General features: G+C 37.9%; 13 protein-coding genes and 1 other annotated feature. Of the genes, 5 read left to right on the top strand and 8 right to left on the bottom strand.

The window, feature by feature from the left end; genetic code table 11:
* The first annotated feature begins 133 nt into the window (after positions 1 to 133).
* Positions 134 to 307: a hypothetical protein gene (locus LRP84_RS03335; RefSeq protein ID WP_230573780.1), complete on the top strand. Its 174-nt coding sequence runs from the start codon at positions 134 to 136 to the stop codon at positions 305 to 307.
* Complete coding sequence (locus tag LRP84_RS03330; protein ID WP_230573779.1) at positions 308 to 502, top strand: YwbE family protein; 195 nt, start codon at positions 308 to 310, stop codon at positions 500 to 502.
* A gap of 75 nt (positions 503 to 577) precedes the next feature.
* On the opposite strand, the gene LRP84_RS03325 is transcribed toward LRP84_RS03330, so the two are convergent.
* From LRP84_RS03325 to zapA, 6 genes are all read right to left on the bottom strand, one after another.
* Positions 578 to 1,777 (bottom strand): class I SAM-dependent rRNA methyltransferase, encoded by a 1,200-nt coding sequence (locus LRP84_RS03325; protein WP_230573778.1) that lies wholly within the window; start codon positions 1,775 to 1,777, stop codon positions 578 to 580.
* 574 nt (positions 1,778 to 2,351) lie between these two features.
* Positions 2,352 to 3,437, bottom strand: a complete 1,086-nt coding sequence (locus LRP84_RS03320) for a nitric oxide synthase oxygenase (protein ID WP_230573777.1) — start codon at positions 3,435 to 3,437, stop codon at positions 2,352 to 2,354.
* A 239-nt stretch (positions 3,438 to 3,676) separates the two neighbouring features.
* The gene (locus LRP84_RS03315; protein ID WP_230573776.1) at positions 3,677 to 6,037 is read right to left on the bottom strand and encodes an endonuclease MutS2; all 2,361 of its coding nucleotides are present in this window, start codon (positions 6,035 to 6,037) and stop codon (positions 3,677 to 3,679) included.
* A 20-nt stretch (positions 6,038 to 6,057) separates the two neighbouring features.
* Positions 6,058 to 7,776 carry a DNA polymerase/3'-5' exonuclease PolX gene (gene polX, locus LRP84_RS03310; RefSeq protein WP_230573775.1) on the bottom strand — a complete coding sequence of 573 codons (1,719 nt, stop codon included), beginning with the start codon at positions 7,774 to 7,776 and terminating at the stop codon, positions 6,058 to 6,060.
* Between the two features lie 54 nt (positions 7,777 to 7,830).
* Positions 7,831 to 8,370 carry a CvpA family protein gene (locus tag LRP84_RS03305; protein ID WP_230573774.1) on the bottom strand — a complete coding sequence of 180 codons (540 nt, stop codon included), beginning with the start codon at positions 8,368 to 8,370 and terminating at the stop codon, positions 7,831 to 7,833.
* 1 nt (position 8,371) lies between these two features.
* The gene (gene zapA, locus LRP84_RS03300; RefSeq protein WP_230573773.1) at positions 8,372 to 8,641 is read right to left on the bottom strand and encodes a cell division protein ZapA; all 270 of its coding nucleotides are present in this window, start codon (positions 8,639 to 8,641) and stop codon (positions 8,372 to 8,374) included.
* 272 nt (positions 8,642 to 8,913) lie between these two features.
* Between zapA and rnhC the strand changes: the two genes are divergently transcribed.
* The gene (gene rnhC, locus LRP84_RS03295) at positions 8,914 to 9,852 is read left to right on the top strand and encodes a ribonuclease HIII (RefSeq protein ID WP_230573772.1); all 939 of its coding nucleotides are present in this window, start codon (positions 8,914 to 8,916) and stop codon (positions 9,850 to 9,852) included.
* Positions 9,853 to 10,197: 345 nt separating this feature from the next.
* Here rnhC and LRP84_RS03290 read toward each other — a convergent pair whose 3' ends face one another.
* Both LRP84_RS03290 and asnS read right to left on the bottom strand, forming a co-directional pair.
* Positions 10,198 to 10,674 (bottom strand): hypothetical protein, encoded by a 477-nt coding sequence (locus LRP84_RS03290; protein ID WP_230573771.1) that lies wholly within the window; start codon positions 10,672 to 10,674, stop codon positions 10,198 to 10,200.
* 125 nt (positions 10,675 to 10,799) lie between these two features.
* Entirely contained in the window at positions 10,800 to 12,191 is a 1,392-nt protein-coding gene (gene asnS, locus LRP84_RS03285; RefSeq protein WP_230573770.1) for an asparagine--tRNA ligase, read from the bottom strand.
* A gap of 50 nt (positions 12,192 to 12,241) precedes the next feature.
* Positions 12,242 to 12,495, bottom strand: a binding site (T-box leader).
* Between the two features lie 253 nt (positions 12,496 to 12,748).
* On the opposite strand from asnS, the gene LRP84_RS03280 reads away from it, so the two are divergent.
* Positions 12,749 to 13,318, top strand: coding sequence for a hypothetical protein (locus LRP84_RS03280; RefSeq protein WP_230573769.1), 570 nt, complete (start codon positions 12,749 to 12,751; stop codon positions 13,316 to 13,318).
* Positions 13,319 to 13,584: 266 nt separating this feature from the next.
* The gene (locus LRP84_RS03275) at positions 13,585 to 14,298 is read left to right on the top strand and encodes a hypothetical protein (RefSeq protein ID WP_230573768.1); all 714 of its coding nucleotides are present in this window, start codon (positions 13,585 to 13,587) and stop codon (positions 14,296 to 14,298) included.
* The last annotated feature ends 38 nt before the right edge of the window (positions 14,299 to 14,336 follow it).

Genomic DNA, 14,336 nt, shown 5'->3' with positions numbered 1-14,336 from the left:
ATTGTAACTTGATGGTTTAATTTGGTAAACGAGATATTTCTCTATACTGTAACTTCATTTCTTCCCTCAACAATGATATGATTGAGTTCACTATGAATGTTTACAATTCACTGTATATAAAAGGAGATTTAATATGTCAGAAAATAAAAAAGTAAGCTTAGCTGAATTGATGCAACAGCAACTTGCGAAGAAAAAGCAAGGAAATGAAAATGGATCAACTGCTAAAAATCAAAGCCAAGCAACGAAGAAATTGCAAAATCAACAAACGAAGAAACCAAACAATCAACGCAGACGCACAGGTGTATAAATGAACGGACAACAGCGAGCAAATATTTCACCCGGGCTTGAGGTTGATATTGTATTAAAGCAAGATCAGCGTACAGGAAAATTAACAAGAGGTATTGTGAAGGATATTTTAACAAATTCTCCTTCACATCCACATGGTATTAAAGTCCGACTTCAAGATGGACAAGTTGGTCGTGTGAAAAATATTATTTCATAAAAAAAGGAGCTCATTTTTGAATATGAGCTCCTTTTCTTATGTGACTTTTCGTTGAATAGTCGATATATTGTACATTTAGCCTTTGATTTTTTTGATGAATACAACTTTTAAGTAATCTCCTTCTGGAAACTGTGAAATAGTCTGGAAGTCCTCTGGTAATGAATGTTCTTCTAATACTTTATACTTGCCATTCATCTCTTTAAATGCTGTATCAATAAAACCTTTAAACTTTTTCATACCGAAGGCACTGCAATTTGTAGAAGCTACAATAATACCGTTATTTTCTGTAATCGCAATTGCTTCTTTTAGTAAGTTTTTATAATCTTTAGCAGCACTAAATGTATATTTCTTTGAACGTGCAAAGCTTGGCGGATCTAGAATAACCATATCAAATTTCAGTGCTTTCTTTACCGCATATTTGAAATAGTGAAATACATCCTCTACGATAATATCTTGCGCTTCGTAATCAACACCGTTCACGCTAAATTGCTCAATCGTTTTACTTAAGCTTCGGTTCGCAAGGTCAACACTTGTCGTTTTTGCCGCTCCGCCCAGTGCTGCAAAGACAGAAAACGCACCTGTATAGGAGAACATATTCAAGACTGTTTTACCGTCTGCATACTTGTCGCGAATTTGCTTTCTTACATTGCGTTGATCTAAAAACACACCGACCATTGCCCCGTCGTTTAAATAGACTGCAAAGTTTACACCATTCTCTTTAACGATAATCGGAAATTCTCCGCGTTCTCCTGTTACGAAATCATCTTCTTCAATATATTGACCTTTCATATCAAAGCGCTTCTTCTGATAGATCGCTTTAAATTCTGTAACATTCTGCAAAGACTCGATAATCTCTTTATTAAATTGATAAATTCCTTCACTATACCAGCTAATTACGTAATACCCATCATAATAATCAATGATTAAGCCGCCAATTCCATCGCCTTCACCATTGAACACTCGAAATGCTGTTGTATCCGAATCTTCATAGAAGTTTTTACGCTTATTTAATGCTGATTTCAGCTTTTTTTCAAAAAAGGCTTGGTCGATTTGTTCTTGTTCTTTTCCTGTTAGAACCCAGCCATATCCTTTATTTTGCTTACCGTAATATCCTTTACCGATAAACTTATTTTTGTCGTCTACAAGTTTTACGATTGTACCTTCTACATTTACATCATGTAAATTTATAATCGCTTCTTTCAGAATAAGTGGATAGCCACTTTTTAATTCGTTTGCGTATTTCGTCTTAACCTTTAAAACAACTTCTGTTTTCATCACATATCCTACCTTTCAATTCCAATGCTTTCTAGCTATTAAGAAAGGCCCTATACGAAGTCAGAAGTTTTGTCCCGCATTAACGGGCAGTAAGACCCCCACCTCAAGATTCAGAGAGAAACGAAGAAGATCGGTGTGGGATAACTGTCCGTTAATGCCCGATTGGTGAGAGCTTTCCATCAGTCGGGGATAAAGCCCCCCGCTGATGAAAGTTTCACTTTATCACAACTTGTCTTATGTATGAAACCACTCTATATTAGAAGCATATATATTCACAAAATGAAATAGGGCTGTTTATCCCGCACTAAGGGGCAGTAAAACCCCCACCTCAAGATTTGGAGAAAGCGAAGAAGATAGGTGGAGGATAACTGCCCCTAAGAGCCCGATTGGTGAGAGCTTTCCATCAGTGGGGGATGAAAAAAACCCCCACTGATGGAAGTTTCACTTTATATAAGTATCGCCCATAAACAGGCCCTTCTAACTATACCACGTTATTCTTTTATCCCGCTATTCGTGGACAGTAAGACTCCCACTTATGGAAGTTTCACTTTCTCCACACAACAAGCTCAAATCTTTACAAATTCTTACCCTTTTTATGAAAAAAATTAGGTGTAAGTATTTGATTTGGATAAGGCTTATGATAAATATGTGTTGCTGCAGGAGATACAGGCGGAATTAACCATACCCAGTTCCCTGTCACCATACGACCGCATGCCGCTTCTTGCTTTTCAAATTGACTAAACTGCTGAGCCGCTGTATGGTGATCTACAATGGTTACTCCTTGCTTTTTGAAAGAATGTAAAACAGCTATATTTAATTCTATTAAGGCTTTATCTTTCCAGAGTGTACTATTTCTTGACGTATCTAATCCCATCATCTCAGCAACAGCTGGAAGAAGGTTATAACGATCCTGATCAGCTAAATTACGGGCACCTATTTCTGTTCCCATATACCAGCCGTTAAAGGGGGCGGCTGTGTAAGAAATACCGCCAATTTCTAAACGCATATCAGAGATCATCGGAACGCCGTACCACTTCGCTTCCAAAGAGGAGAATGGATATTCTGGATGTTCTAACGGCACTTCTTTTACATATTCTTCTGGAATTGGTATATACACTGGTTCATTTCCATCAATTGAGAATACAAGCGGCAACACATCAAAATGTGTTCCCTCACCACTCCAGCCAAACTCCTGACAAAACTCCGAAAATGAAAGTGAATGGGAGTCACCGATTATTCCTTGTTCTGTTTCGTATCCAGCATAGCGAATCAATTGGTGATTATAAATTTGAATATGATTATGCTCACCTTGATATTGTTTAAAAATGGTGATGGTAGGTCTAATCTTCCCATCGTTTGTTGCATATTGTATATGATGAAGTAATGCCTGATATATACTTTCCGTATCATTTACATCGCGCGCATCTAATACATGCAGCTTATTCCAAAAGAGACGACCGATGCAGCGATTACTATTTCTCCACGCCATTCGTGCCCCGTGAACAAGTTCCTCAAAAGTATGATCATATGTTCCTGTGTTCTGTATTTCGGATTCAATTTGTGATAATCTATCTTGTATTTCATGAGATTTTTCTAGCTCATTGTAGCAATCTGTAATAAAATTAGTTGCTTCTTCTAACAGTTTTTTCGTTTTAATCATAACGTCTCCTTCTATTCCTGTATAACATCTTCTATTATACATAACCACTTCTACTCATGCCCATACTCTAATATCTAGAAAACAAGCAATGAAAAAGAACACCAAAACGGTGTTCTCTCCCTTATTTCGCAAAAAACAGCAAATATATAACCCCAATAATAAAAAACGTTCCACAACAAGCTAACAATACTTTTGCAAGTTTGTCCATAAACATAGCCGTTTCCCCTTTGCTTGTTTTCCTACTTCAGTTCCACAACGGTAACACCAAGGCCTCCCTCGCCCATATCACCATAACGGAAGTTTTTCACGCCGCGATGGTTTTTCAAGTAATCTTGTACACCTTGGCGCAGTGCCCCTGTTCCTTTTCCATGAATAATCGAAACACGTGGATAGCTTGCGAGCTGCGCATCATCTAAATACTTTTCAACACGTGCCATCGCGTCTTCAAAGCGTTCACCGCGAAGATCAAGTTCTAAAGAAACGTGATAGTCTCTTCCTTTTACCGCTGTCACCGCTTTTTTCTCAACAGGATTTGGTGTATTAATATATTCCATATCGGATTCTTTCACTTTCATTTTCAGAATTCCAATTTGGACGTTCCATTCGTTGTCGCTTACTTTTTTAAGAAGCTGACCTTTTTGACCGAACGTTAATACTTTCACTTCGTCGCCTGGCTTTAGCACTTGTTTTGGCGCTGTGTTTTTCACTTTTGTTTTTTGTTTTTTCACAAGCTCCGGCGCTGCTCCCGCTAAGCGGCTTTTCGCTTCAATCAACTCGTGATCTTTAATATCAGCAAGCTTTGCTTTTCTCAGCTGACGCAGTTCATGAATAATTCCTTCAGCTTCTTTCTTCGCAGCTTCAACTTTTTCTTCGCCTTCTTTTTGTGCTTTTAATAATCTTTCATCACGTTCTTCGTTAAATTCAATAATTTGACGCTGTAATTCTTTATGAAGTTTTTCAGATTGCTTGCGAAGCTCTTCTGCTTCATTCCATTCACGCTCAGCATTCTTTTGACTTTCTTCCAGCTTAGCAATCATATTTTCTACTTTATTTGACTCTGTACTAATATGACCACGAGCACGATCAATTACGCGGTCAGATAAACCAAGACGTTTTGAAATTTCAAAAGCGTTACTTCGTCCTGGTACACCAATTAACAATTTATAAGTTGGACTTAATGTATTTACATCAAACTCAACACTTGCGTTAATCACTTGTTCACGATTGTATCCGTATGCTTTTAGCTCTGGATAGTGCGTTGTTGCGACAACGCGCGCACCGCGGTTATATACTTCATCTAAAATTGAAATCGCAAGTGCAGCCCCTTCTTGCGGATCTGTTCCTGCTCCTAATTCATCAAACAGTACTAAACTTTCAAAGTCAGCTTTTTCTAAAATATCAACAATGTTTACCATGTGAGATGAGAATGTACTTAAGCTCTGTTCAATGGATTGCTCATCACCGATATCAGCAAAAACATGTTTAAACACACAAATTTCTGATTCATCAAGAACAGGAATTTGCAGACCAGATTGCGCCATTAATATACAAATCCCTACCGTTTTTAATGTAACGGTTTTACCACCTGTATTCGGTCCCGTAATAACGATTGTTGTAAAATCTTTTCCAAGTACAATATCATTTGGCACAACAACTTTAGGATCGATAAGCGGATGACGCGCCTGGCGTAAATTCATATAACGCTCATTGTTTAAAATCGGTTTCGTCGCTTTTAATCGTTTCGCATAGAAAGCTTTTGCAAAAATAAAATCAAGCTCTGCCACAATATCAACGTTCTCTAAAATAATATCAGCCTCGGCAGCGACTTCTTCTGTTAACATCATTAAAATGCGCTCTACTTCTTGTTTTTCTTTTACCCGTGCTTCTTGCAGTGTGTTATTCAATTCAACGATTACTTGCGGCTCGATAAATAACGTTTGCCCAGAAGCAGACTGATCATGAACGATACCACCGTATACACCGCGATATTCTTGTTTAACAGGAATTACATAGCGATCGTTACGAATCGTCACAATTGTATCCGATAGCATCTTCTGTGCATTAGAAGAACGCGTCATGTTTTCAAGCTTTTCACGAATGCGACTTTCCGCTGTACGAATTTGCTGACGAATTCCACGTAGTTTTTCACTCGCGCTATCGACTACTTCTCCGCCATCACTAATGCAATTTGTAATTTTCTTTTCTAAATCATATAAAGATATAATGCGTCCCGCATACGTGTCTAAAATCGGCAGTTCAACGCCGTTCTCAATCATATCTTCAATAAACCGTTTCATTTGACGGCTTCCATACATCGTACTTGCAATATCGAGCAGTTCATGCGGACTTAGCATACTGCCAATTTTCGCACGCTTTACATTTGGACGAATATCAAAAATCCCGCCAAGCGGCACATGTCCTTTTAAACGGATTACTTTCGCTGCTTCATCTGTTGTTTCTTGAAGTTCTACAACTTCCTCATAATTCGTGCTTGGCATAAGCCCTTTCACTTTATCACGGCCAAGTGAAGAAGCAACGTGCTCAAGCAATTGTTCTTTTATTTTGTCATATTCTAATACCCGCAACGTTCGTTCTAACATAGTTGCTTGTCCCCCTTGTGTTACTTATTACGCTTAATATAATCTAATAAACGTTCAATTTCCCATGTGTTAATAACTGTATCTTTTTGAATCCAACCTTTTCGCGCTGCAGCAACACCAATTTCCATATCCTCTAGCATTTCAAGCGTATGAGCATCTGTGTTAATCGCGATTTTCACGCCTGCATCTTGCGCTTGTTTTAACAGTTTCGCACTTAAATCTAAACGATTTGGATTTGCATTTAATTCAAGTACAGTATTTGTTTCTTTCGCAAGCTCAATTAATAAATCTGTATCGACATCATATCCTTCGCGTCGACCAATTAAGCGGCCCGTTGGATGCGCAATCATTGTCACATGATGATTTTCAATTGCCATGCGAAGGCGCTTCATAATTGTTTCACGATCTTGTGAGAAACTAGAATGAATAGCACCAATGACATAATCAAGCTCCGCTAATACTTCATCATCAAAATCAAGCGTTGCATCCGGTAAAATGTCCATTTCAATACCGCGTAAAATGGTGATATCCGGATACTTTTCATTAATGCGTTCAATTTCTTTTCCTTGCTCACGAAGACGTTCTTTCGTTAAACCATTCGCCACTTTTAAGTATTGTGAATGGTCGGTAATTGCCATATATTTATATCCACGAGCGCGGCATGCTTGTACCATTTCCTCAATAGAAAAAGCACCGTCACTCCACGTCGTATGCATATGTAAATCACCCTGAATATGAGAGAACTGAATTAAATTCGGATACTGCCCAATCAAGTCAATTTCTTTCCCATCTTCACGCACTTCTGGCGGAATAAACGGAAGTCCAAAGTGTGCAAAAAACGCTTCTTCTGTTTCAAACGTCTTCACTTCACCCGTTTCTAAGTCTTCAACACCGTATTCACTAATTTTCTCACCTTTATCTTTCGCAATTTGGCGCATTCTTACATTATGGTCTTTTGAACCTGTGAAATGGTGAAGAGTTGTAATAAATTCTTCCGGCTTAACAAGACGGAAATCAATAGAAATATCGTACTCATACTGAAGGCGTACAGAAACTTTTGTATCTCCGCTTGCAATGACTTCGATCATATTATCAAACTGCAGTAAATGCTCGCGCACCTTTTCTGGTTCTGTTGTTGCAATAATAAAATCTAAATCTTTCACTGTTTCGCGAACACGGCGCAAACTACCAGCACGGGAATACCGAATAATTTCTGGTACATTCGACAATTTCCGTTCTATTTCCCCGGCAATAGGAAGCACCATCGCCACCGGAAGACGTTCTGGACGAGAACCAACTTGAGCAATTGCTTCTAATATTTTCTCTTCCGTTTTCTTACCGAATCCAGCGAGCGCTTGAATTTGATTCTCCTCACAAGCTTTCTTTAATGTTTCCATATCTACAACGCCAAGTTCTTTATATAACTTTGCTACTTTTTTACCGCCAAGACCTGGCAGTTTTAAAAGGGGCAATAAGCTGCTCGGTACTTCTTTTTCTAGCTCCGCAAGCACTTCTGACGTTCCAAGTTCAATATATTCTGCAATAACAGCTGCGGTTCCTTTTCCGATGCCTGGTATTTTCGTAAAATCTTCAATCTCTGAAAGGCTGCGATCATCACTTTCTAACGCTGCTGCCGCTTTACGAAATGCTGATATTTTAAAAGGGTTTTCACCTTTTAGCTCCATGAAAAGTGCAATCGTCTCAAGTAGTTGAATCACTTGTTTTTTATTTACTTTCATTCTTCTCCCGCCTTCCCATCATAGAAAAAAACTTCTCTTTCTAAAAAAGAGAAGTTATACCTTGTTACCTGTCTGCCATAATTCCTTAACTTTTTCAGAAAGAATCGGTGTATCATTTACAATTACTTTGCTTATTGTTGATGTATTAAGCGACGTTTGTACTTGTTCAACTGGAAGTATCGTACCGATTACAATTAATACGAACAATATAATATACACTTCTAAAAAACCTAAGATTGCTCCGCCTAATGCGTTAACCTGTTTCAAAACAGGGATTTCTGTAAACATATTCAAAAGCTGTCCCAGTAACGTTAACGCGATTTTTGTAATGATAAATAATGCGATAAACGCAATTGCTTGGTAAAAAACTGTTTCCATACTATTTGCATCGATCCAATTTGGCACATTTGTTTCTGGCTTAAATGGATACGGAATAATCTTTTGCAGTGCCGGTGCTAAATCTTTGCAATACCAATATGCCACAAGATAGGCAATAATAAAGCTTGCTAACTTTACAAGCTGCAGTACCAGTCCTCTTCTTAAACCAAGAAGAAAACCCATAACAAGCAATACAATGATTATAATATCAACCATGTTATTCAATTCCTTTTTGTTTCATTCTTTCTTTCAATTTTTCATTTTCTTCTTTTAATTTTATGTAATCGTGCACGACATTGACTGCCGTCAACACCGCCAATCGATTTGTGTCAAGCGAAGGACTCTTAGCATTCAGTTCGCGCATTTTATCATCCACAATCGCCGCGACTATGCGTATATGACTTGTACTTTCATCGCCAACAACTGAATATTGTTGACCGTAAATTTCTACATTAATTCGACTTCGATTTCCTTTTTGTTGTGACAACTTACTGTCCTCCAATCCCGTACAGAATCCTACAGATTATCATACCATGAAAAAACATGATATGGAAACAGAAACAACAATTCGATATGATAAAAATATAAGGTGAAACTTCCAGCAGTGAGAAGGCTTTATTCCCACTGCTGGTTAATTGAATCAATCGGGCGCATGCTAGCAGTTATCTCCCGCCTATCTTCTTTGATTTCTCAAAATTTTGAGGTGGGAGTCTTACTGCCCGTAAGCGCGAGGTAAATAATGAAAAAGGAGCAATCATTTTGTCAAATTCTATTGTCATTCAAGTAAGTTCTGCTGTTATAGAGGACATGAAAACAAAATACGCACAAGCATTGCAGCCAAAAGTTCCCCAAGGCGGTATCTTCATGGCAAAGGTTCCATCTTGCACAATTACAGCCTATAAATCAGGAAAGGTAATGTTTCAGGGTGGGCGTGCAGCTGAAGAATCTAGTCATTGGCAAGCAAATGCTGCAGCGCCGACAGCTTCTGTAAAGAAAAGTGTAAATGACCATTCCTATGCACCGCCAGCTTCCATCGCTACTATGTCTATTCTCGGTTCGGATGAAGTCGGAACAGGAGATTATTTGGGACCGATGACAGTTGTTGCAGTATACGTCGATGCAGCGCAAATTCCATTGTTAAAAGAACTCGGCGTCAAAGACTCAAAAAACTTAAATGATGCACAAATTTGTGAAATTGCAAAACAATTACTGGCGGTTGTCCCTTACAGTTCCCTTGTTCTTCACAACGAAAAATATAACGAAATGTTTGAGAAAGGCTACAATCAAGGACAACTAAAAGCTATGCTTCATAATAAAGCCATTACAAACTTATTAGCTAAGATGGCGCCAACGAAACCAGAAGGCATATTAATTGATCAGTTCACACAGCCGGCTACATATTATAAATATTTAGCAAAACAGAAAAACGTACAGCGTGAAAACGTATATTTCGCTACAAAAGGCGAAAGTGTACATATCGCCGTTGCAGCAGCTTCCATTTTAGCCCGTTATTCATTTGTCAAACAGTTTGATGAACTGAGCAAAAAAGCGGGTATGAAGCTTCCGAAAGGCGCCGGGAAACAAGTCGATATTGCAGCAGCAAAATTGATTCAAAAGCTTGGAAAAGACAGATTACCTGAGTTTGTGAAATTACATTTTGCAAATACGGAAAAGGCGTTTCGATTGTTGAAGAAATAGCTATTTTTCAGTATGGGCAGGATACGTATAGACTAAACAAGGAGCTGACCCAAAAGGCACATAGGTGCCTTTTGGGTCAGTCCTTTTCTCCGTGTCCACCAATATATCGACCGTTCTTTGCAATATATCGGCGCTTTTCACAATATATCGACCGTTCTTTAGAATATATCGGCGCTTTTCACAATATATCGACCGTTCTTTAGAATATATCGGCGCTTCGACAGAATACAAAGGCCTTCCGACGATATTCGACATGCGAGTAGTCGAGCCGCTGAACTGGATCATCCCAAAAAGTGAAAGGAGCTGACTAAAAAGTGGATTTTTTAGTCAGCTCCTTTGTTTTTACTACTCTGTTTTAAACGTCTCTGCAACCTTTTTTGAGACTTCTTTCAAATCATAAAACTCAACACGTTCTTTCTCTGGCTTATCTTTATGCCCAATTACAACTTCCCCGTCATCTTCTACCCAAACAAAGTAATTTTCAACCGAACCATCATTATAATCCATAGTCATATTGTAGCGAATAGCAGATTTAGCTTCTTCATCTAGCAATAGTGTTTTAGGTTCATCCCCGTTTTCCGCCAATCCAACCTGCTCCATCGCGGATACAAGTTGTTTTATGTCATTTTCTTTTTTCAATACTTTCGTACCTTTCGTTTTCGTAGATGTAAGCTGAATCTCCTTTATTTCTTTCCCTTGAAACGTAACAACCTCTGCCTCTTGTGATGTAGGAACTGCTTTTTCTTGTTTTTCTTTTTCCTTTCCACATGCATTTAAACTGATTAGCATGATCGCTAAGAAACATATCATTCTTTTTTTCACAAATTCAGCTCCCTTCTCTTCCTCATAATTGTTTCTCCTTATCTCACCTCTCCCCCTGCTCAAATGAAAAATAAAAAAATAGGTATATCAGACAGCTGGATTGCTGTTGATATACCTATTTTTTATTAAAACTCCGCAGAACCTGGTGTTCTTGGGAATGGAATTACGTCACGAATATTTGCCATACCAGTGATGTACATTAAGAAACGTTCGAAACCAAGGCCAAATCCAGCGTGTTTTGTACCGCCGTATTTTCTAAGTTCTAAGTACCACCAGTAGTCTTCTTCGTTCATGCCTAGTTCTTTAATTCTGTCTACTAAAACATCCATTCTTTCTTCACGTTGACTTCCGCCGATTAATTCGCCGATGCCAGGAACAAGTAAGTCCGTTGCAGCTACTGTTTTACCGTCATCGTTCATACGCATGTAGAATGCTTTAATATCTTTTGGATAGTCTGTTACGAATACAGGGCGTTTAAAGATTTGTTCTGATAAGTATCTTTCGTGTTCTGTCTGTAAATCAATACCCCATTCTACTGGGTATTTGAAATCTGCACCTGATTTTTGAAGCACTTCAATTGCTTCTGTATATGTGATGCGACCAAAGTCAGAGTTGATTACGTTATTCATGCGCTCAAGAACTGTTTTATCAACGAAGCTATTGAAGAATTCCATTTCTTCTGGTGCTTGTTCTAACACGTATTTCATTGCATATTTCAGCATATCTTCTGTAAGATCCATTACATCCTCTAATTCAGCGAATGCAATCTCAGGCTCAACCATCCAGAACTCAGCTGCATGGCGAGTTGTGTTCGAGTTTTCTGCACGGAATGTTGGACCAAATGTGTATACATCGCGGAACGCTAATGCATAAGCTTCAGCATTCAATTGTCCACTTACTGTTAAGTTTGTTTCTCTACCGAAAAAGTCTTTTGAATCATCTACTTTTCCATCTTCACCTTTTGGTACGTTGTTCATATCATGCGTTGTTACGCGGAACATTTCGCCTGCACCTTCTGTGTCGCTTCCTGTAATAATTGGTGTATGAACGTGTACAAAGCCGCGCTCTTGGAAGAACTTATGAATTGCATAAGCTGCAATAGAACGCACTCGGAATGTTGCAGAGAATGCATTCGTTCTTGGACGTAAATGAGCGATTGTACGTAAGTATTCAAACGTGTGACGCTTCTTTTGCAATGGATAATCAGAATCTGATAATCCCTCAACTTCGATTTTGTCCGCTTTAATTTCAAACGGTTGCTTTGCAGTTGGCGTAGCGATTAGCGTTCCTTCTACTTTAATAGAAGAGCTTAACGGAAGCTTCGCAATTTCGTTAAAGTTATCTAGTTCTGTATCGAAAACGATTTGAACGCTTTTGAAGAAGCTACCATCGTTTAATTCGATAAAACCGAATACTTTTGAATCACGTAAGTTACGGATCCAACCGGATACTTGTATTTTTTGATCTACATACTTATCAGTTTCTCTATACAGACTTTTTACTAATGTGTTTTCCATATTGAAATTCTCCTTTACTTATATTTAAATACAAAAAAACCCTTCATCCGTAAAGGGACGAAAGGTTAAACTTCGCGGTACCACCCAATTTGTCATAAAGACCAACTCTCACTCGTATGTATTACACATACTTCCCGGTTTGTAACAGGCCGGATTCCCGTCTAAGTCTACTCTTGAATACACCATTCAATTTCGGTTAGCAACTCCAAGGTGTTCTTCACATATACCGCCTCATCAGGCTCACACCGTCCCTGACTCGCTTTGGATTATAGTATATACTACTTTTCCTTATCATCGTCTTTCATTTTGTTAAACTAAAATTAATGTACTACATTCGAGAGAAAGATGCAAGTTGTCCCTCAAACTAAAAAGCCTTTTTATTATTTCGTCATCTAGTAATGTACGTTCTGAAAAGTAGCTTAGGAAAAAAACAAAACCATCTTAGTTTATCTACGCATGACAATAGCTCATTTTTTTCAATCCATTATTAAAAACAAGCATCTGCAATTTAAAAAACATATTCTATAATATGTTAATGAAAAAGTGAGGAAGCGTAAATGAATCCAGATTATAAAAAAGATTTCGTTACAGGCACACCTTTTTTTCCTTATATCGTTCCACCAGAACTTCCTGCGATTCACAAACCTATAGAATTATCAACATCTCCAAAAATTCAAAAACCTGTAGAATTATCAACATCTCCTGAACCGAAAACTATGTGCTGCAGACAAATTGTAGAACATAAAATTCAGTTAGTTCCTCCTGCCAAAAAAGGAACCACCAAAGTTGATAAACAAATATTTGCTACCATTGAAAAGGTATGTTCAGAAGTAGTTGTCATCGTTGGTTTTATCCGTAAAACCATTACTTATACAGCAATAATTCATGACAAGGAGATTCCAAACCATAGTATCCAAGATGATGTTCCCTTCCAGGATCTTATAGAATCAACAGAGATTAAAGAAAACAATCAATTTAGTATCATCGAGCAAAAAATACTCAGTGAAGTTTTCTCTCATGAAGCTAATTTTGGACAACCAAATGATTCTCGATTGTATGGCCAGACCCTCGCTTTCAATTTGATAGAGAAAGATATCATAAAAATTTCCATAAAAATGATTGCTTAGTAAACAAATATTTTCTCACTACAAATAGAAAAGTAGATTATTTCAGTTGCTAAATTCGCAGTTACAGAATTTTTCTAACATGAAACAGCTTACTTTATTAATTAAAATAGGAATCTAGCCTCATGTATCCTCCTATACAAGCTCCTTATATATTTCATAATCTACAATAAAGAAAAAGAGCATCCTATTCAAACAGCTATTTGTGAAGTAAAAGATTCCAAGAGATATAAAAAAATATGTCCTATAAAACCAAGGAGGAATACTTAATGGCTGATCCTTTTATTAACCCAATAACTTGTTGCCAAGTTGTTGTTGAGTGCTCAACACAACTTGTCCCCCCAGCACTTGAAAATACCGTTACCTTTACACAAACAGTTGAGGCTGAAATCGAAAATGTAGTCCCAGAAAAAGCTGTAGTTTGCGGGGTCATTCATAAAACTTTAACTTACACTGCAGTTTTGGAAGATGGTACTCTAGTTCCAGATTTTCAAATTTCCGATGATATTCCTTTTCAATGTGTCATTGACCGCGAAGATGCTAACGAAGGTGACCTTTTTGAAGTTACTGGCGTGGCAATTCTTGGTGAAGTTTCTGCCCAGGAACAAAATTTCGGAATTATAGATGGATTACGTGTTTCCTTTACATTCAAAGAAAAAAAAATCATCAAAGTTTGTATTAAAAGATTAGTAATTACTAGTATAGAAGTAAATCTTGGGTTCAGTTCGACAAGCGAAGATGATAACGCTCCTGCACCAGATCGTTTATTAGTCAATGGCATCGGATTTGCAGGTATACCAGTTTTTTTCACAGTGGCAGGTTCAGCAACTGTTTCTCCAACCATGGTTTTTACAGATGCAGACGGATTCTTTAACACTACTGTCACTGCTTTTGGACCTGGAAATATAACTCTTACAGCTTCAGGTACTGTAAATGGAGTTCCTTTTTCTGAAAAAGTAACCTCTCCTTCACCGTATGCATAATCAAACTCTTAGCGAAAACTCTCTCCGATCTTCTTTAT

The sequence above is a fragment of the Bacillus rhizoplanae genome, from assembly GCF_917563915.1.
GTDB classification, from domain to species: Bacteria; Bacillota; Bacilli; order Bacillales; family Bacillaceae_G; genus Bacillus_A; species Bacillus_A rhizoplanae.
Note: the sequence above shows the minus strand (reverse complement) of the source record. Positions and strands in the feature narration are given on the sequence as shown.